A 14422-nucleotide genomic window follows, 5' to 3' on the forward strand; every position below is an offset into this window, starting at 1 on the left:
ATATATTTGCGCAACTATTTTGCCACCCTAGCTCAGTTGGTAGAGCAACGCATTCGTAATGCGTGGGTCGGCGGTTCGAGTCCGCTGGGTGGCTCCGGAAAGCCCGTTCCCTTTTTGGGATAACGGGCTTTTAATTTTCCCAGGCTTCTCGAAAAGAACGATCTGAACTAATGAACTTCGACTAAGAGGAAGACCTGTTTTGGGAAGCATCCCGGGCACCGGATCATTTATGAATATTTGATCGAATATTAATATGGAAAGGATTGGGTAAGGAAAGAGGCATAAATTGAGGAAAAATGTAAAATGCTTTTCAATTATATACTTATTTGGTTCTTACGATCCCTCAGGAATTCCTTACTTTTACTAAATCATAAGTATAATAGAATAATCGCCTTTTTAATCCTTCTGATCGAACCCTTAACTTAAGTCCAAGAGCCGCTTAATTTTTTGATCACTATCAAAATTAAGTCTCTTCTTTGATGGTAAACTGTACAACTTCTTAGGTATACTGACGTAAAATTGGTTTGAGCCTGACCGGTCACGGATCGTCGGGATCAAACGGATTGGAGTAAAGTATATAGTAACCGAAATGGTTGGAGAAGATCTTAACCCACTTCGCGTTGCGTACAAAAGATTTGATTAGTTTCCTATATACAAAACAAAAAACATTGTAATGAAAGCAGATCTACTTGGACACCCCCTAAAGACCGGAAAACCCATATTCCGAAAATTACTAACCAGCCTGATTGCAGTACTTTTCCTGGCTACTTCTTTTTCGCTTTCCGCACAGGAGCACTCCGTTGCCCGCGAATGGAATGAAGTGTTGCTGGAAGGTATCCGCAATGACCTGGCGCGACCAACGGTACACGCCCGTAACCTCTTTCATGTTTCGACGGCGATGTACGATTTGTGGGCGGTTTATGACGACGAGGCTATCCCCTTTTTCCTGGGGCAGGAGATCGACGGGTTTAATTTCGATTTTGATCCGGAAACACTGCCCGTTCCCGAAGATATCGAGGCGGCACGCGAAATGGCCATCAGTTATGCCAGTTACCGGATGATCAAACACCGCTTTCAGCGGAGCCCCGGCCGCAATTATATTTTTGGACTGGCTGATGATAAGATGATTGAACTGGGCTACGACCTCAATTTCATCTCCACGGATTACGCCACTGGCGGCGCGGCGGCCCTCGGAAATTACCTGGCGGAGAAGATCATCGCCTTTGGCCTGCAGGACGGGTCCAACGAGCAGATCAATTACGCCAACCGCTTTTACCAGCCGGTGAACGATCCGCTGGTCACCAAATTCCCGGGTAATCCGAATATCGAAGATCCCAACCGCTGGCAACCGCTCACCCTCGATCTGGTGATCGATCAGAGCGGTAACGTAATCCCCGTGAATACTCCGCCCTTTCTGAGTCCGGAATGGGGTCAGGTGGTACCCTTCGCCCTCAAGGCGGAAGATCTGACGGTGCACAATCGCGGTGGATTTGATTACTGGGTCTACCACGATCCGGGCCAGCCGCCGCAGATTGACCTGGAAAACTCTACCGGTATTACCGACTACCACTGGACCTTCTCGCTGGTGGGGCTCTGGTCCAGTCATCTCGACCATAATGATGGTATAATGTGGGATATTTCTCCCGGTGGACTCGGCAACTTCAATATTGATGACATACCCCGCACCTTCGAAGATTATCCTACTTTTTACAATCAACTGGACGGTGGGGATCCCGGTATTGGCCGGGAGGTGAATCCCTACACCGGCCAAGCCTACGAACCTCAGCTCGTTCCGCGGGGTGACTATACGCGGGTACTGGCTGAATTCTGGGCTGACGGACCCGATTCCGAAACGCCTCCGGGGCACTGGTTTACGATCCTGAATTACGTACACGATCATCCTGAGTTCGAACCGCGGTTCGAAGGAAAAGGAGAACTGCTGGACCTGCTGGAATGGGATGTGAAAGCTTATTTCACACTGGGTGGTGCCGTACACGATGCGGCCGTAACCGCCTGGGGGATCAAAGGCTATTACGATTATCTGCGTCCGATCTCCGCGATCCGCCTGATGGCCGATCAGGGGCAGTGTACCGATCCGGGCCGCACCAACTTCCATCCGGGAGGACTTCCGTTGGTAGACAATTATATCGAATTGGTGGAAGCCGGTGATGCACTGGCCGGAGCGAGCGGCGAAAATGTAGGTAAAATAAAGATCAAGGCCTGGCGCGGACCGGATTACGTACAGAATCCCAAGACGGATTACGCCGGAGTGGGCTGGATACTGGCCGAGAACTGGTGGCCCTACCAGCGGCCAACTTTCGTGTCGCCTCCTTTTGCCGGGTTCATTTCCGGGCACTCTACCTTTTCCCGGGCGGCGGCGGAAGTGCTGACCTACCTGACCGGAGATGAGTATTTTCCCGGTGGAATGGGCGAATTTGTCGCTAAGAAAAACGAATTTCTCGTATTTGAAATAGGCCCGAGCGTAGACGTTACGCTACAGTGGGCGACCTACCGGGATGCATCCGATCAGACGAGCCTCTCCCGCATCTGGGGGGGCATTCACCCGCCGGCCGACGATCTGCCGGGACGGATCATCGGGGTGGAGATCGGACAGGATGCTTTCGAACTGGCCAGTCAGTATTTCCGGGGAGGACCGACCGGTATTTTTGAAAAACGTCCGGCCCGCGAACAGGTAGCCGCCCAGGTCTATCCGAATCCCGCACCGGTGGATCAGCAGATCACGGTGAAGATCGACCGCCCGGATGCCGAAGTGACCTTTGAACTGATGAATCTTCAGGGACAGCTACTGCAGGCGCAAAAGATCTCCGCCGCACAATTGCAGAACGGTTTCAATCTGCAGGCCGGTAAAGATCTGCCCGCGGGTACCTACCTGTTGCGGATCAGCGGCCGCAACTGGGAATCCAGTCAGCAGATCGTACTGCATTAAATAGATAGGCTGCGATTATGATCACGGTGATGCCGTGGTGCACAGGTAGCACCACGGCATCGCCGTTTTAAAACATTCTGTCCGTCTTCGGGTTACAATAGAAAAGCCTCTACATGCGCATTTTATTGACCGGAGCGAACGGATATATTGGAAAACGGCTGCTGCCGGTATTGGTGGAAGCCGGTCACGAGGTAATTGCCTGTGTACGAACCCCTTCCAGTTTTGAATGGAAGAAAGGATGGAAGGACCAGGTGACGCTCTTCCAGGTAGATTTTCTGGAAGAGATTGACCTCGATACAGCGCCGCTCGATTTCGATATTGCTTATTATCTGATCCACTCCATGTCCAGCTCCGTGGACGATTTTGCCGCTCTCGAAGAAAAAGCGGCCCGAAATTTCCTGCAACTTACCGATGCCAGTCAGGCCCGCCAGATCATTTACCTGACGGGCATGGTGAACGACGATCATCTTTCCCGTCACCTTGCTTCCCGTCACCAGGTAGAACAGCTCCTGAATGAGGGTAAAGTGCCCCTGACCGCCCTGCGGGCCGGGATCGTGATCGGGTCCGGTAGTGCCTCCTTTGAGATCATTCGGGATCTGGTGGAGAAACTACCGGTTATGGTGGCTCCCCGCTGGATCAATACCCGGTGCCAGCCTATCGCTATTCGCGATGTGATCCGTTTTCTCGTCGAAGTGCAGTTGCGGGAGGATACCTACCACGAGAACTTTGATATCGGTTGTACGGAGATCCTTACCTACCGGGAAATGCTGCTGGGCTACGCCGAGGTGCGCGACCTGCAGCGCTGGATCGTCAGTGTACCGGTGATGACGCCCCGCTTGTCTTCCTACTGGTTGTACTTTGTGACTTCCACTACCTATTCGTTGGCGGTCAATCTGGTCAACAGTATGAAGATAGATGTGATCTGCCGGGACAATCGCCTGGCCAAAATGCTGGGCATTGAAACCATCGGTTACCGGGAAGCGGTGCAACTGGCTTTTGATAAGATCGAACAGAATCTGGTGGTTTCTTCCTGGAAGGATGCACTGGTTACCACTTCCCGCCTGGGGTCACTGGAGCAATATATCAAAGTCCCCAAATTTGGCTGCTTTGAGGATTACAAAGAGCTAAGCGTTCCCGGAGACCAAAGTTCGGAGATCTGGAAAAATATTCTTTCCATCGGCGGGGACCGTGGCTGGTATTACGGCAACTGGCTCTGGAAGGTGCGCGGCTATATGGATAAGATGGTCGGCGGCATCGGATTGCGCCGCGGGCGTACACATCCCTACCGGGTATATCCGGGAGATGCCCTGGATTTCTGGCGGGTACTGGTTGCCGACCACGAGGAAAAACGCCTGCTGCTGTACGCCGAAATGAAACTACCGGGAGAAGCCTGGCTGGAGTTTTGCGTGGAGGAGCAGGCCGATGAAACGGTGATCCGCCAAAAAGCGATTTTCCGACCCCACGGTATTTTCGGCCGACTGTACTGGTACGCCGTGTTGCCGTTTCACTACTTTATCTTCAACGGGATGATCCGGAATATCGCCAGCTACCGGTCCGACAGCAAGGCCGGACTGGAATGGAAGGAGGTTGAAGGATAAATGGGATATCCAGCATTTGTATCTTGCGAATTTAAGACCGGAATAAGCGGTGATCTTTACACCATGATCAGTGCTGTAGCTCGGATCGTATACCCGCTTCCGGCAAACTATCAATCATCAGACTTTTTACTCTCCAAGTAAGGATGTATCTTTGCTAACGAACATTCATTCGTATGACAACATCAATAAAAGAAGGAACAGTAGAGACGGAAATTAAGGACGGCATTGCCAGCATCACTTTTGCTCATCCATCGAGCAATGCGATGCCGGGGCAGCAGCTCAAAGCACTGGCCGAAGCCATCCATGCGGCCGGCCGGGATACTGCGGTCAAAGTCGTGATCATCAGGAGTGGCGGTGAGCGTGCATTTTGTGCCGGCGCCAGTTTCGATGAACTACTGGCCATCAGGGATCTGGAAGGCGGCAAGGCTTTCTTCAGGGGATTTGCCGGGGTGATCAATGCTATGCGGAGCTGTCCGAAATTCATCATCGTACGCCTGCAGGGCAAAGCGGTAGGCGGCGGTGTGGGGATTGCAGCGGCCGCGGACTACTGCATTGCTAGCGAGTATGCATCCGTTAAACTGAGTGAACTCGCCATCGGCATCGGTCCGTTTGTGATCGGGCCCGCCGTGGAAAGAAAGATCGGGAAAGCCGCATTTACCCAACTGGCCATTGCCGCTACCGAGTGGCAGACTGCGGCCTGGGCGAAAGACAAAGGGCTGTACCAGGATGTTTTCCCGACCATTGAACGTACGGATGCCTACGTGGAATACCTGGCCAAACAACTGGCGGCTTACAGCCCGGAAGCCATGGCCAAAATGAAGGCTATGTTCTGGGAAGGAACGGATCACTGGCCGGAACTGCTGGAAGAACGGGCAAAAATTAGCGGACAATTGGTACTTTCGGATTTTACTTCCGCGGCAATCGCGGCATTTAAGAACAAAAAGAAATAACCAAATCTGCTATGGATCCGAAAAAAATACTGCGGCAACAGTTCATGGAAACCGTAGGCAAGCAGCTACGGGACGGCGATCCGCCGGAAACGGCCGTTACGCTCAAACGCCTGCAGGAAGAGGGGTACAGTGAGCAGCAGGCCCGGGAACTGATCAGCGCCTGTGTAGCCGCAGAAATGTTCACCGTGATGGAAACCAACGCTCCTTTTAACCGGCAAAGCTTTGTCGCCCGGCTCAAAAAACTGCCCCAGTTACCGGAATAGACCAAACGGAAAGAAGTAGAATTTGTTTTAATTATACGCAAATCGCGTACCCTACAACCCCAAAGTCGGACTAACCAACCGATTCAACCAAATTAAAAATTTTGCCTAACCAATGATTCACATCAAACACAACATAGCTCGTTCGGTCCTGAAACGTGGGTTTCGGCTCATGGCTACCGCTAAGGCTATGACCAGGTGTTACGAACAGCATTTCCAGACTGTTTCCAAATACGTACATGCGACCAGCCGCGGGCACGAAGCGGTGCAGATCGGACTGGGGCTCCACCTCGGGCCGGAGGATTGGGTATCTCCCTACTACCGCGATGACGCTCTGTTGCTGTCGATCGGCATGAGTCCGTACGATCTGATGCTGCAACTGCTGGCGAAAAAAGACGATCCCTTTTCGGGCGGTCGTACCTATTACGCCCATCCCAGCCTGAACGATCCGGACAAACCGAAGATCATCCACCAGTCTTCCGCTACGGGTATGCAGGCCATCCCCACCACGGGTGTGGCCATGGGCCTGCAGTACCGGGAAAAAGAGCAGCTGCCGCTTACGGAAAGCAAGGTGCCGCCGGTTGTGGTCTGTTCGCTGGGAGATGCCTCCGTCACGGAAGGCGAGGTGGCCGAAGCCTTTCAGATGGCCGCGCTCTGGCAACTACCGATCCTTTTTCTGGTGCAGGACAACGAATGGGATATCTCGGCCCACGCCGCCGAGATCCGCGCCCAGAATGCCCGGGAATACGCCCGGGGATTCCACGGTCTGGAAAGTCTCAGTATTGACGGCAGTGATTTTGTCGAGTGCTACTCCAAGCTGGGAGAAGTGATCCATACCATCCGGGATGAACGACGCCCTTTTTTGGTCCACGCCTCCGTACCGCTCCTGAACCACCATACTTCCGGTGTGCGGAAAGAGTGGTACCGGGATGATCTCGAAGAACAATCCTTACGGGACCCCTATCCATTGCTGCGGACCTATCTGGAAGAGGAAGGATTCTCCGATGCCGTACTCGATAAAATTGAAAATGAAGTACAGGAAGAAGTGGACCGGGCCTACGAGATCGCACTGACGGCGGAGGATCCGGAACCGGAAGACCTGTTTACCCACGATTTTGCCTCAACCCCGGTAACGGAGGAAAAGGGCCGGCGTACCGGTGATCAGCAATCGGCCATTGTGATGGTGGATTGCGCCCTGCACGCCATGGAAGAGATCCTGCGCGAGCACCCGGAAGCCCTGTTTTACGGGCAGGACGTCGGAGCCCGATTGGGCGGAGTGTTCCGCGAAGCGGCTAATCTGGCCAAAAAATTCGGGGATAATCGCGTCTTCAATACCGCGATCCAGGAAGCCTTTATCATCGGGAGTACGGTCGGCATGTCGGCCGTGGGGCTCAAACCGATCGTAGAAGTCCAATTTGCCGATTATCTGTGGCCGGGGCTCAATCAGTTGTTCTCCGAAGTGAGCCGGTCCTGTTATCTGTCCAATGGGAAATGGCCGGTCAGCATGGTGCTGCGGGTGCCGGTTGGCGCTTACGGTGGGGGAGGACCCTACCACTCCTCCAGTATGGAATCCGTATTGACCAATATCCAGGGCATCAAGATCGCCTATCCCAGCAACGGAGCGGACCTGAAAGGATTGCTGAAGGCAGCCTTTTACGATCCAAATCCCGTCGTGGTATTTGAACACAAAGGCCTGTACTGGTCCAAAGTGCCCGGTACGGAAACGGCCCGCTGTGTAGAACCGGATGCGGATTATATCCTGCCGCTCGGAAAGGGCAGGATGGTGCAGACCGCCGATACCGACCGGATCGAAACGGGAGAAAGTGCGCTGATCGTCACTTACGGTATGGGTGTGCATTGGGCGCTGGGTGCTTCTAAGCAGTTGCCCGGCCAGTTGAGTATTCTGGATCTGCGCAGTTTATATCCACTGGATGAGGACCTGATCTACGAGCAGGCCCGCCGGCACGGTCGCATCCTGGTCGTTACGGAAGAATCGGTCGATCAGAGTTTTGCCCGTAGCCTGGCCGCCCGCATCCAGGAAAATTGTTTTGAATCGCTGGACGCTCCGGTGCGTACGGTGGGTTCGGAAAACGTTCCGGCTATCCCACTGAACGAAAAGCTGGAAAAGGCCATGTTGCTCTCTTCCGGGAAAGTAGCGGAGGCCGCGCAGCAGTTGTTGGCCTATTAAGCGTTTCGATGCTATTCCTCAGCCGCCACGCATACGACCGAAAAATCATTTTTCAAGCGTATGCGTGGCCAACCCGTTTCGTACCGGTACTGCCCTCCTGTTTACCCGCCGTGGTAGGCTACCAATTCCGTGATATACGCTCCCCGGTAGCCGAGTTTCTCCATTTCAGCCTGTAATTTTTTGGCGTCATTTTTATCGGTAAAACTTTCTCTGGATTCCACTACCCATACCTCTTCGCAGGGGCGGTAGCGGGCAACCAGTTTGGGGTGGAACGGGAAATCCTTGGGATCGGTAAATCGCAGGATGGCTACCTGCACTTTGTATTCCGTGGTGGGAGCCGTGGCAAAGCGGGGAAGCGCCTGCCGGGAGCTACCGCCCCGGGGAAAGGCGACCTTTTCGTAGGTGACGGGCAGTTCGTCACAGTAATTAGGCCTTTCTTCATTTTGGTCCTGAGTGAAACAGAGTAAGGGAACGAATAATAAAGTAAGGATAATGGTGACCCTCATGATGGCTGTAAAGTTTTAATCATTTACACGAAAAATACGGTCCCGGGTTGCAGGAGCTTCGGTTTATTCCTAAGCCTGCTGCGGGAGGTCCCGGGAGGTGGGGTTCGACTTGGTTTTTAATCGCCCGGGAAGAACAAGAAGCTGTTAAATGTTTAATTTCAAAGTTGCTGTAAAGCAGTAGTTTGGGCCGGATAGTATCCGGCAAGTTATAAATTTTGGTCCAATAAAAGCGAACCCCAAGCTTATTATTTTATAGCTTACACCGACAAGCAAATACGACTGTGGAATTTCCTTTGATTTTCAAGTTTGGAGCGATTACGGTATCCGCACACCTGCTCTTTGAGTTACTGGCATTTAGTGCGGGATTTCAGTATTTCCTGCGGTTGAGACGCCAGCAGGAAGACCGTATTTCCGATATGAACCGATTGTGGGTACTGGTGGGCGCTACTGCGGGCGCGCTGATCGGTTCCCGTTTGCTGGGAGCACTGGAAGATCCGGAATTATTCTTCAGCGGTCGGGCCGGATGGCTGTACTACTACCAGAGTAAAACCATCGTCGGTGGATTACTGGGAGGACTGATTGGAGTGGAAATGACCAAAAAGATGATCGGGGAAAAACATTCTTCCGGTGACCTGTTCACCTTTCCGCTGATCCTGGCGATGATCATCGGTCGGATCGGATGTTTAAGCTCCGGTATAGCCGAACCGACTTATGGCCTGCCCAGCGGGCTGCCCTGGGCGCTGGATCTGGGGGACGGCATTCCGCGGCATCCAACCGCTTTATACGAGATCGTATTCCTGCTTTTGCTTTGGGCCAGCCTGCGGTATCTCCAACGGCATTACCGGCTCGTTCCCGGGGCGTATTTCCAACTCTTTATGACCGCTTATCTGTTTTATCGGCTCCTGGTAGAATTCATCCGACCGGGAACGGAGGTGCTCTGGGGACTCAATGTATTGCAACTGGCCTGTATCGGTGGACTGATCTATTACCGGCGGGTCTGGCTCCGGCCGCGGAGTCTGTTACTCCCGGGAATAATTACCGGATAAGCTCTGGAATTTTTGTACCTTGATCAACCAAAAACCACCTAAATGCCCGTCAGTAAATACGTCTATTACGACTTCACGCTCAGCCTTTGCCCCGAATGCCTGCGACGGATCGAAGCCAAGATCATTTTTGAGGACGAAAAGGTCTACATGGTCAAACGCTGCCCCGAGCACGGCCGGCAGAAGGTACTCATTGCCACCGACGTGGCGTATTATAAGAACATCCGCAATTACAATAAAGCTTCCGAATATCCGCTTCGGTTCAATACCAAAACTCACTACGGCTGCCCATACGACTGTGGCCTTTGCCCGGATCACGAGCAGCACAGTTGCCTGAGCCTGATCGAAGTAACCGATCGCTGCAACCTGACGTGCCCGACCTGCTACGCGGAATCCTCTCCGACCCACGGACATCATCGCAGTCTGGAGGAGATCGAGCGGATGCTCGACGTTATTGTGCGAAACGAAGGCGAGCCCGATGTGGTGCAGATCAGTGGGGGAGAGCCGACCGTTCATCCTCATTTCTTCGAGATCCTGGACCTCGCCAAGGCCCGGCCCATCCGCCACCTGATGGTCAATACCAATGGGATCCGCATTGCCAAAGACCGGGAATTTACCCGTCGGCTAGCTTCCTATATGCCGGATTTTGAGATCTATCTGCAGTTTGACTCCTTCCGGCCGGAGGTACTGGAATCCATGCGGGGCAAAGATCTGCTGGAGACCCGCCTGCAGGCCCTGGCTCATCTAAATGAGTTTAACCTGTCGACGACCCTGGTGGTCACCCTGCAAAAGGGCATGAACGACGATGAGATCGGTACCATCATTGATTTTGCACTCAAACAGCCCTGCGTGCGGGGCATTACTTTCCAGCCAACCCAGGTGGCCGGGCGTACGGAAAATTTTGATCCGGCTACGGACCGGCTGACGCCCACGGAAGTCCGGCAGGCCATTTTGGATCAGAGCGATATCTTTCAGGAAAATGACCTGATCCCGGTTCCCTGCAACCCGGATGCCCTCACGATGGCTTACGCTCTGAAGGTGGACGGCCAGGTGCAGCCCCTGACCCGCTTTATCGATCCGGCCCGTTTGCTGGATAACAGCCGTAATACCATTGTGTACGAACAGGATCCGCATCTGCACGAACAGGTGCTGAAGATCTTCAGTACCGCTCACTCCGTGGATGCCATTGAAGGGGATATGCACGAACTGCTGTGTTGCCTGCCGCAGATCCAGGCGCCCGGGCTGGGGTACGACAACCTGTTCCGGATCATTATCATGAATTTTATGGACGCTTATGATTTTGATGTACGGGCCATCCGGAAAAGCTGCGTTCACATCGTGCATCCGGACGGTCGGATCATCCCGTTTGAGACGATGAACCTGTTCTACCGGGATGCTTTCAAGGAAGCGCATCTGAATTATCTGCGTTCCGAATTGCCGGTTGTAAATCCCTTATAATGCTGGTCTGAAAACGCCTAAAAACTCAAATTATGAAATACCTCGGTAAAGTATTGCGTATTCACCTCCTGGTCCTCCTGGCTTATTCCATTCTGATCATGCTCTTCAGCTACCTTACGGCGCGGGGCGGCAGTGGTTATGACACTCCGGCCCTCTACTACGCATTCATCATGCTGTACGCCGTAGGTGCCCATGCGGTGATTACACTGATCATTATGATCATAAAATTTGTTAAAGGGGAGAAAGAGTTGGGAGTCTCTCATCTCATAAGTCTTTTTATCGTGGGAGTCATCGGATTTTCCTCTTGTCTGGGTGGAGGCGCCTTGTTGGGAGGTTGATAAAAACAGCTTCAAATTCCGGTAGATAATCCCTACTTTTGTACTCTGCAACGACATTGGGCGCCACCTGTTTATGGAGTTTGCTGCATATCTGATCCAAAAAAATTGGATTAGCTGCACTTTTCTCCTTAATCTTGCGCGGTAGTCTTTCACCAGGATTTGTTATGGCAAAAAAGAAAAAAGGGCAATTACAGCTTAAGTTGGGGTTAAATGATGAGCGGGTTCCAAAGTTGTTGGGCGTGTTGTCGCTTTTCTTTGCGCTATACTTATTCATTGCTTTTACTTCCTATCTCTTTACCTGGAAAATTGACCAGGATAAGGTTTTTGACTTTTCCTGGGAACTGCTGCGCACCGATCTGGAAATGGCCAACTGGCTGGGCCGGCTCGGGGCCATCATATCTGATAAGTTCTTTTACTGGGGATTTGGACTGGCTTCTTTCGGCTTCGTTTACGTGCTGGTTCGCCTGGGTATCCATCTGATCCACCGGCGGCCGATGGCCCGCTTTGTACCGCTTTTATCCAGAGCGGTCCTGCTGATCCTGCTGGCGGCGATCTTTCTGGACTTCGTTCTCGGACAAAGAGAATTTCCCTGGGGCGGCGCTTTCGGGGAAGGAGTAGCCGGCTGGCTGGAAAATTTTGTCGGTACGATCGGGCTGATCTTCCTCTTCCTGCTGCTCATCAGCATGGTGCTGATCTGGAAACTCAATCCGAACTTCAGCGAACTTACCTTCGATCAGGCCGTGGAAGAATTGAAAAATTACCTGACCGGACTGATCTCCCGCAAACCGGCCCGCAGTACCAGCCGAGCGGAAAATACCGCTACTAACAATCCGCCTACATTGCGACCGGGTAACAATAATACGCCCTCATCCTTACCCGAACCCAAACCCATGACGGCCCGCGGCGAACAACTCGCCTTTGAACTGGAAGAGAAAAAGGAAGCAGCCCGGAAAAAAGCGGAAGCGCTCCGCACGGGAGACGCAGAACTCGAGATCCAGGAAGCGGAGGAAGCTACGCCCCAACTGGAAGAGCAGAACGGTCCGGCACCGCAGCCGGGAGCGGCCAATATTGCCGCGTCTATGGAAAATAAGGATCATTCCGAACCCTACGATCCAACGCTGGAACTGTCTTCCTACGAGTACCCGGTATTGCCGCTGCTGAAGGATTATTCCGACCAGAAAGTGGAGATTGACCGGGCGGAACTCGAGCAGAATAAGGACCAGATCATTGAAACCCTGCTGAACTACAAGATCGAGATCACCAAGATCCGGGCAACCATCGGGCCCACCGTTACCCTCTACGAGATCGTACCGGCACCGGGCGTGCGTATTTCCCGGATCAAGAACCTCGAAGACGATATCGCTCTGAGTCTGGCCGCTCTGGGCATCCGGATCATTGCGCCCATTCCCGGTAAGGGTACCATCGGTATTGAAGTACCGAATAAGAAAAAACAGATGGTGTCCATGCGCGAGGTGCTGGCCCACGATAAGTTCAAGCGGGCCAAAATGGACCTCCCCATCGGTCTGGGAAAAACCATTTCGAACGAGGTGTTCGTCGTGGATCTGGCGAAAATGCCCCACTTGCTGGTAGCGGGTGCTACCGGTCAGGGTAAGTCCGTTGGTATCAACGCCATTCTGGTGTCCCTGCTGTACAAAAAGCACCCCTCGCAGGTGAAACTGGTCCTGATCGATCCGAAGAAGGTGGAATTGTTCCCCTACAGCCGGCTGGAACACCATTTTCTGGCCTTCCTGCCCGGTCAGGACGAACCGATCACCACGGAGACCAATCGGGTGATCCATACCCTGAACTCGCTCTGTATCGAGATGGACACCCGCTACGATCTGTTGAAAAAAGGCGGGGCCCGGAACATCAAGGAATACAACGAGAAATTTGTCAAACGACAACTCAATCCGCATAAGGGACACCGCTTCCTGCCGTTCATCGTACTGGTGATCGACGAATTTGCGGACCTTATTATGACCGCCGGTAAGGAAGTGGAATTACCGATCGGCCGTTTGGCACAGTTGGCCCGGGCCGTTGGTATTCACCTGATCATCGCTACCCAGCGTCCGTCGGTGAACATCATCACCGGGGTGATCAAAGCCAACTTCCCGGCCCGTATCGCCTACAAGGTGACGGCCAAGGTGGATTCCCGGACTATTCTGGACAGCGGTGGTGCGGACCAGTTGATCGGTCAGGGGGATATGCTCCTGTCCGTCGGCGGCGAAATGGTACGTCTGCAGGGCGCTTTTGTGGATACCCCGGAAGTAGAACAGGTGATCGACTTTATCGCTGAGCAAAAAGGCTATCCGGAGCCGTTCTTCCTGCCGGAATACCACGGTGACGATGAGGAAATACCGGGTGCCGGTAGCCTTACTTATGCCGATCTGGACGAAGAATTTGAAAATGCCGCCCGCCTGATCGTCTCCAATCAGCACGGATCTACCTCGATGATCCAGCGTCGTCTGAAACTGGGGTACAACCGGGCCGGCCGGATCATGGATCAACTGGAAGCAATGGGTATCGTAGGTCCTTCCGAAGGCAGTAAAGCCCGGGAAGTACTGGTCTACGATGAGATCGAACTGGAAAGGTTCCTGAAAGACCTGCGGGAGCGGAAATAATACCGCAAACCGATCATCTGCTACCTCTACGATAAACCTGGCCGGTACCGCCATACCGGCGTATACAAATAGACTTTCTCAAATTTCTACATCGCAAGTATGACGCTGACCAACCGACAATTCGATGAAATCCAGTACCTGGCCGAAGAGATCGAGCAGGGTGATAACTTCGATGCCGACGTGCGCCTGTTTGCGCGCCTGAGCAAAGCGCTCGAGCAGGATATTTACGATCAGGTCTTCGATGTGCAGGTACTGCGTGTACTGAGCAAGTTGAAACCGATCAAGGCGGAGGAAGAAAAGCGAACCATCTGGAATACGGTCTTGCCGAAATCTTCTTTTGGCATGTACGACCGCTACCAGCGCAAAGAACATTTTCGCGAGCAGGTCAGGGACTCTGCGGCTATTTTTGCCCGTATTCAGGATCTGTTGTCGGAAGATCTGGTTTGAATATTGAATGGGCTGCCTTCACAGTCGTCAAGAACGCTAAGTTTTTATGATTTTGCAGAAGGCAAA

At 52.9% G+C, this 14422-nt stretch carries 11 protein-coding genes and 1 tRNA gene; 11 read left to right on the plus strand and 1 reads right to left on the minus strand.

Annotated elements, in window-relative coordinates; all coding sequences use genetic code 11:
• Positions 1-21: 21 nt before the first annotated feature.
• The 6 genes from CRP01_RS07920 (at position 22) to CRP01_RS07945 (ending at position 7943) form a co-directional block, all read left to right on the plus strand.
• A tRNA-Thr gene (locus CRP01_RS07920) sits at positions 22-94 on the plus strand.
• A gap of 579 nt (positions 95-673) precedes the next feature.
• Positions 674-2947 (plus strand): DUF6851 domain-containing protein, encoded by a 2274-nt coding sequence (locus CRP01_RS07925; protein ID WP_099149484.1) that lies wholly within the window; start codon positions 674-676, stop codon positions 2945-2947.
• Between the two features lie 113 nt (positions 2948-3060).
• On the plus strand, positions 3061-4545 hold the full coding sequence (locus CRP01_RS07930; protein ID WP_099149485.1) for an SDR family oxidoreductase: 1485 nt from the start codon (positions 3061-3063) through the stop codon (positions 4543-4545).
• A gap of 173 nt (positions 4546-4718) precedes the next feature.
• Positions 4719-5495: an enoyl-CoA hydratase/isomerase family protein gene (locus CRP01_RS07935; protein ID WP_099149486.1), complete on the plus strand. Its 777-nt coding sequence runs from the start codon at positions 4719-4721 to the stop codon at positions 5493-5495.
• A gap of 11 nt (positions 5496-5506) precedes the next feature.
• Positions 5507-5758: a hypothetical protein gene (locus CRP01_RS07940; protein ID WP_099149487.1), complete on the plus strand. Its 252-nt coding sequence runs from the start codon at positions 5507-5509 to the stop codon at positions 5756-5758.
• A gap of 112 nt (positions 5759-5870) precedes the next feature.
• A complete protein-coding gene (locus CRP01_RS07945; RefSeq protein ID WP_099149488.1) occupies positions 5871-7943 on the plus strand; it encodes an alpha-ketoacid dehydrogenase subunit alpha/beta in 2073 nt (690 codons plus the stop codon).
• Positions 7944-8044: 101 nt separating this feature from the next.
• Here the strand turns inward: CRP01_RS07945 and CRP01_RS07950 are convergent, their stop codons facing one another.
• Positions 8045-8449: a hypothetical protein gene (locus tag CRP01_RS07950; protein WP_233752651.1), complete on the minus strand. Its 405-nt coding sequence runs from the start codon at positions 8447-8449 to the stop codon at positions 8045-8047.
• 281 nt (positions 8450-8730) lie between these two features.
• Between CRP01_RS07950 and CRP01_RS07955 the strand changes: the two genes are divergently transcribed.
• From CRP01_RS07955 to CRP01_RS07975, 5 genes are all read left to right on the plus strand, one after another.
• Entirely contained in the window at positions 8731-9495 is a 765-nt protein-coding gene (locus CRP01_RS07955) for a prolipoprotein diacylglyceryl transferase (protein WP_099149489.1), read from the plus strand.
• A gap of 42 nt (positions 9496-9537) precedes the next feature.
• Positions 9538-10950 carry a radical SAM protein gene (locus CRP01_RS07960; RefSeq protein ID WP_099149490.1) on the plus strand — a complete coding sequence of 471 codons (1413 nt, stop codon included), beginning with the start codon at positions 9538-9540 and terminating at the stop codon, positions 10948-10950.
• A gap of 32 nt (positions 10951-10982) precedes the next feature.
• A complete protein-coding gene (locus tag CRP01_RS07965) occupies positions 10983-11288 on the plus strand; it encodes a hypothetical protein (protein WP_099149491.1) in 306 nt (101 codons plus the stop codon).
• Between the two features lie 164 nt (positions 11289-11452).
• Positions 11453-13909, plus strand: a complete 2457-nt coding sequence (locus CRP01_RS07970; RefSeq protein ID WP_099149492.1) for an FtsK/SpoIIIE family DNA translocase — start codon at positions 11453-11455, stop codon at positions 13907-13909.
• Between the two features lie 99 nt (positions 13910-14008).
• Positions 14009-14356 (plus strand): hypothetical protein, encoded by a 348-nt coding sequence (locus tag CRP01_RS07975; RefSeq protein ID WP_099149493.1) that lies wholly within the window; start codon positions 14009-14011, stop codon positions 14354-14356.
• Positions 14357-14422 lie beyond the last annotated feature (66 nt).

Origin of the sequence: Flavilitoribacter nigricans DSM 23189 = NBRC 102662, assembly GCF_002646595.1 — a bacterium.
GTDB classification, from domain to species: Bacteria; Bacteroidota; Bacteroidia; order Chitinophagales; family Saprospiraceae; genus Flavilitoribacter; species Flavilitoribacter nigricans.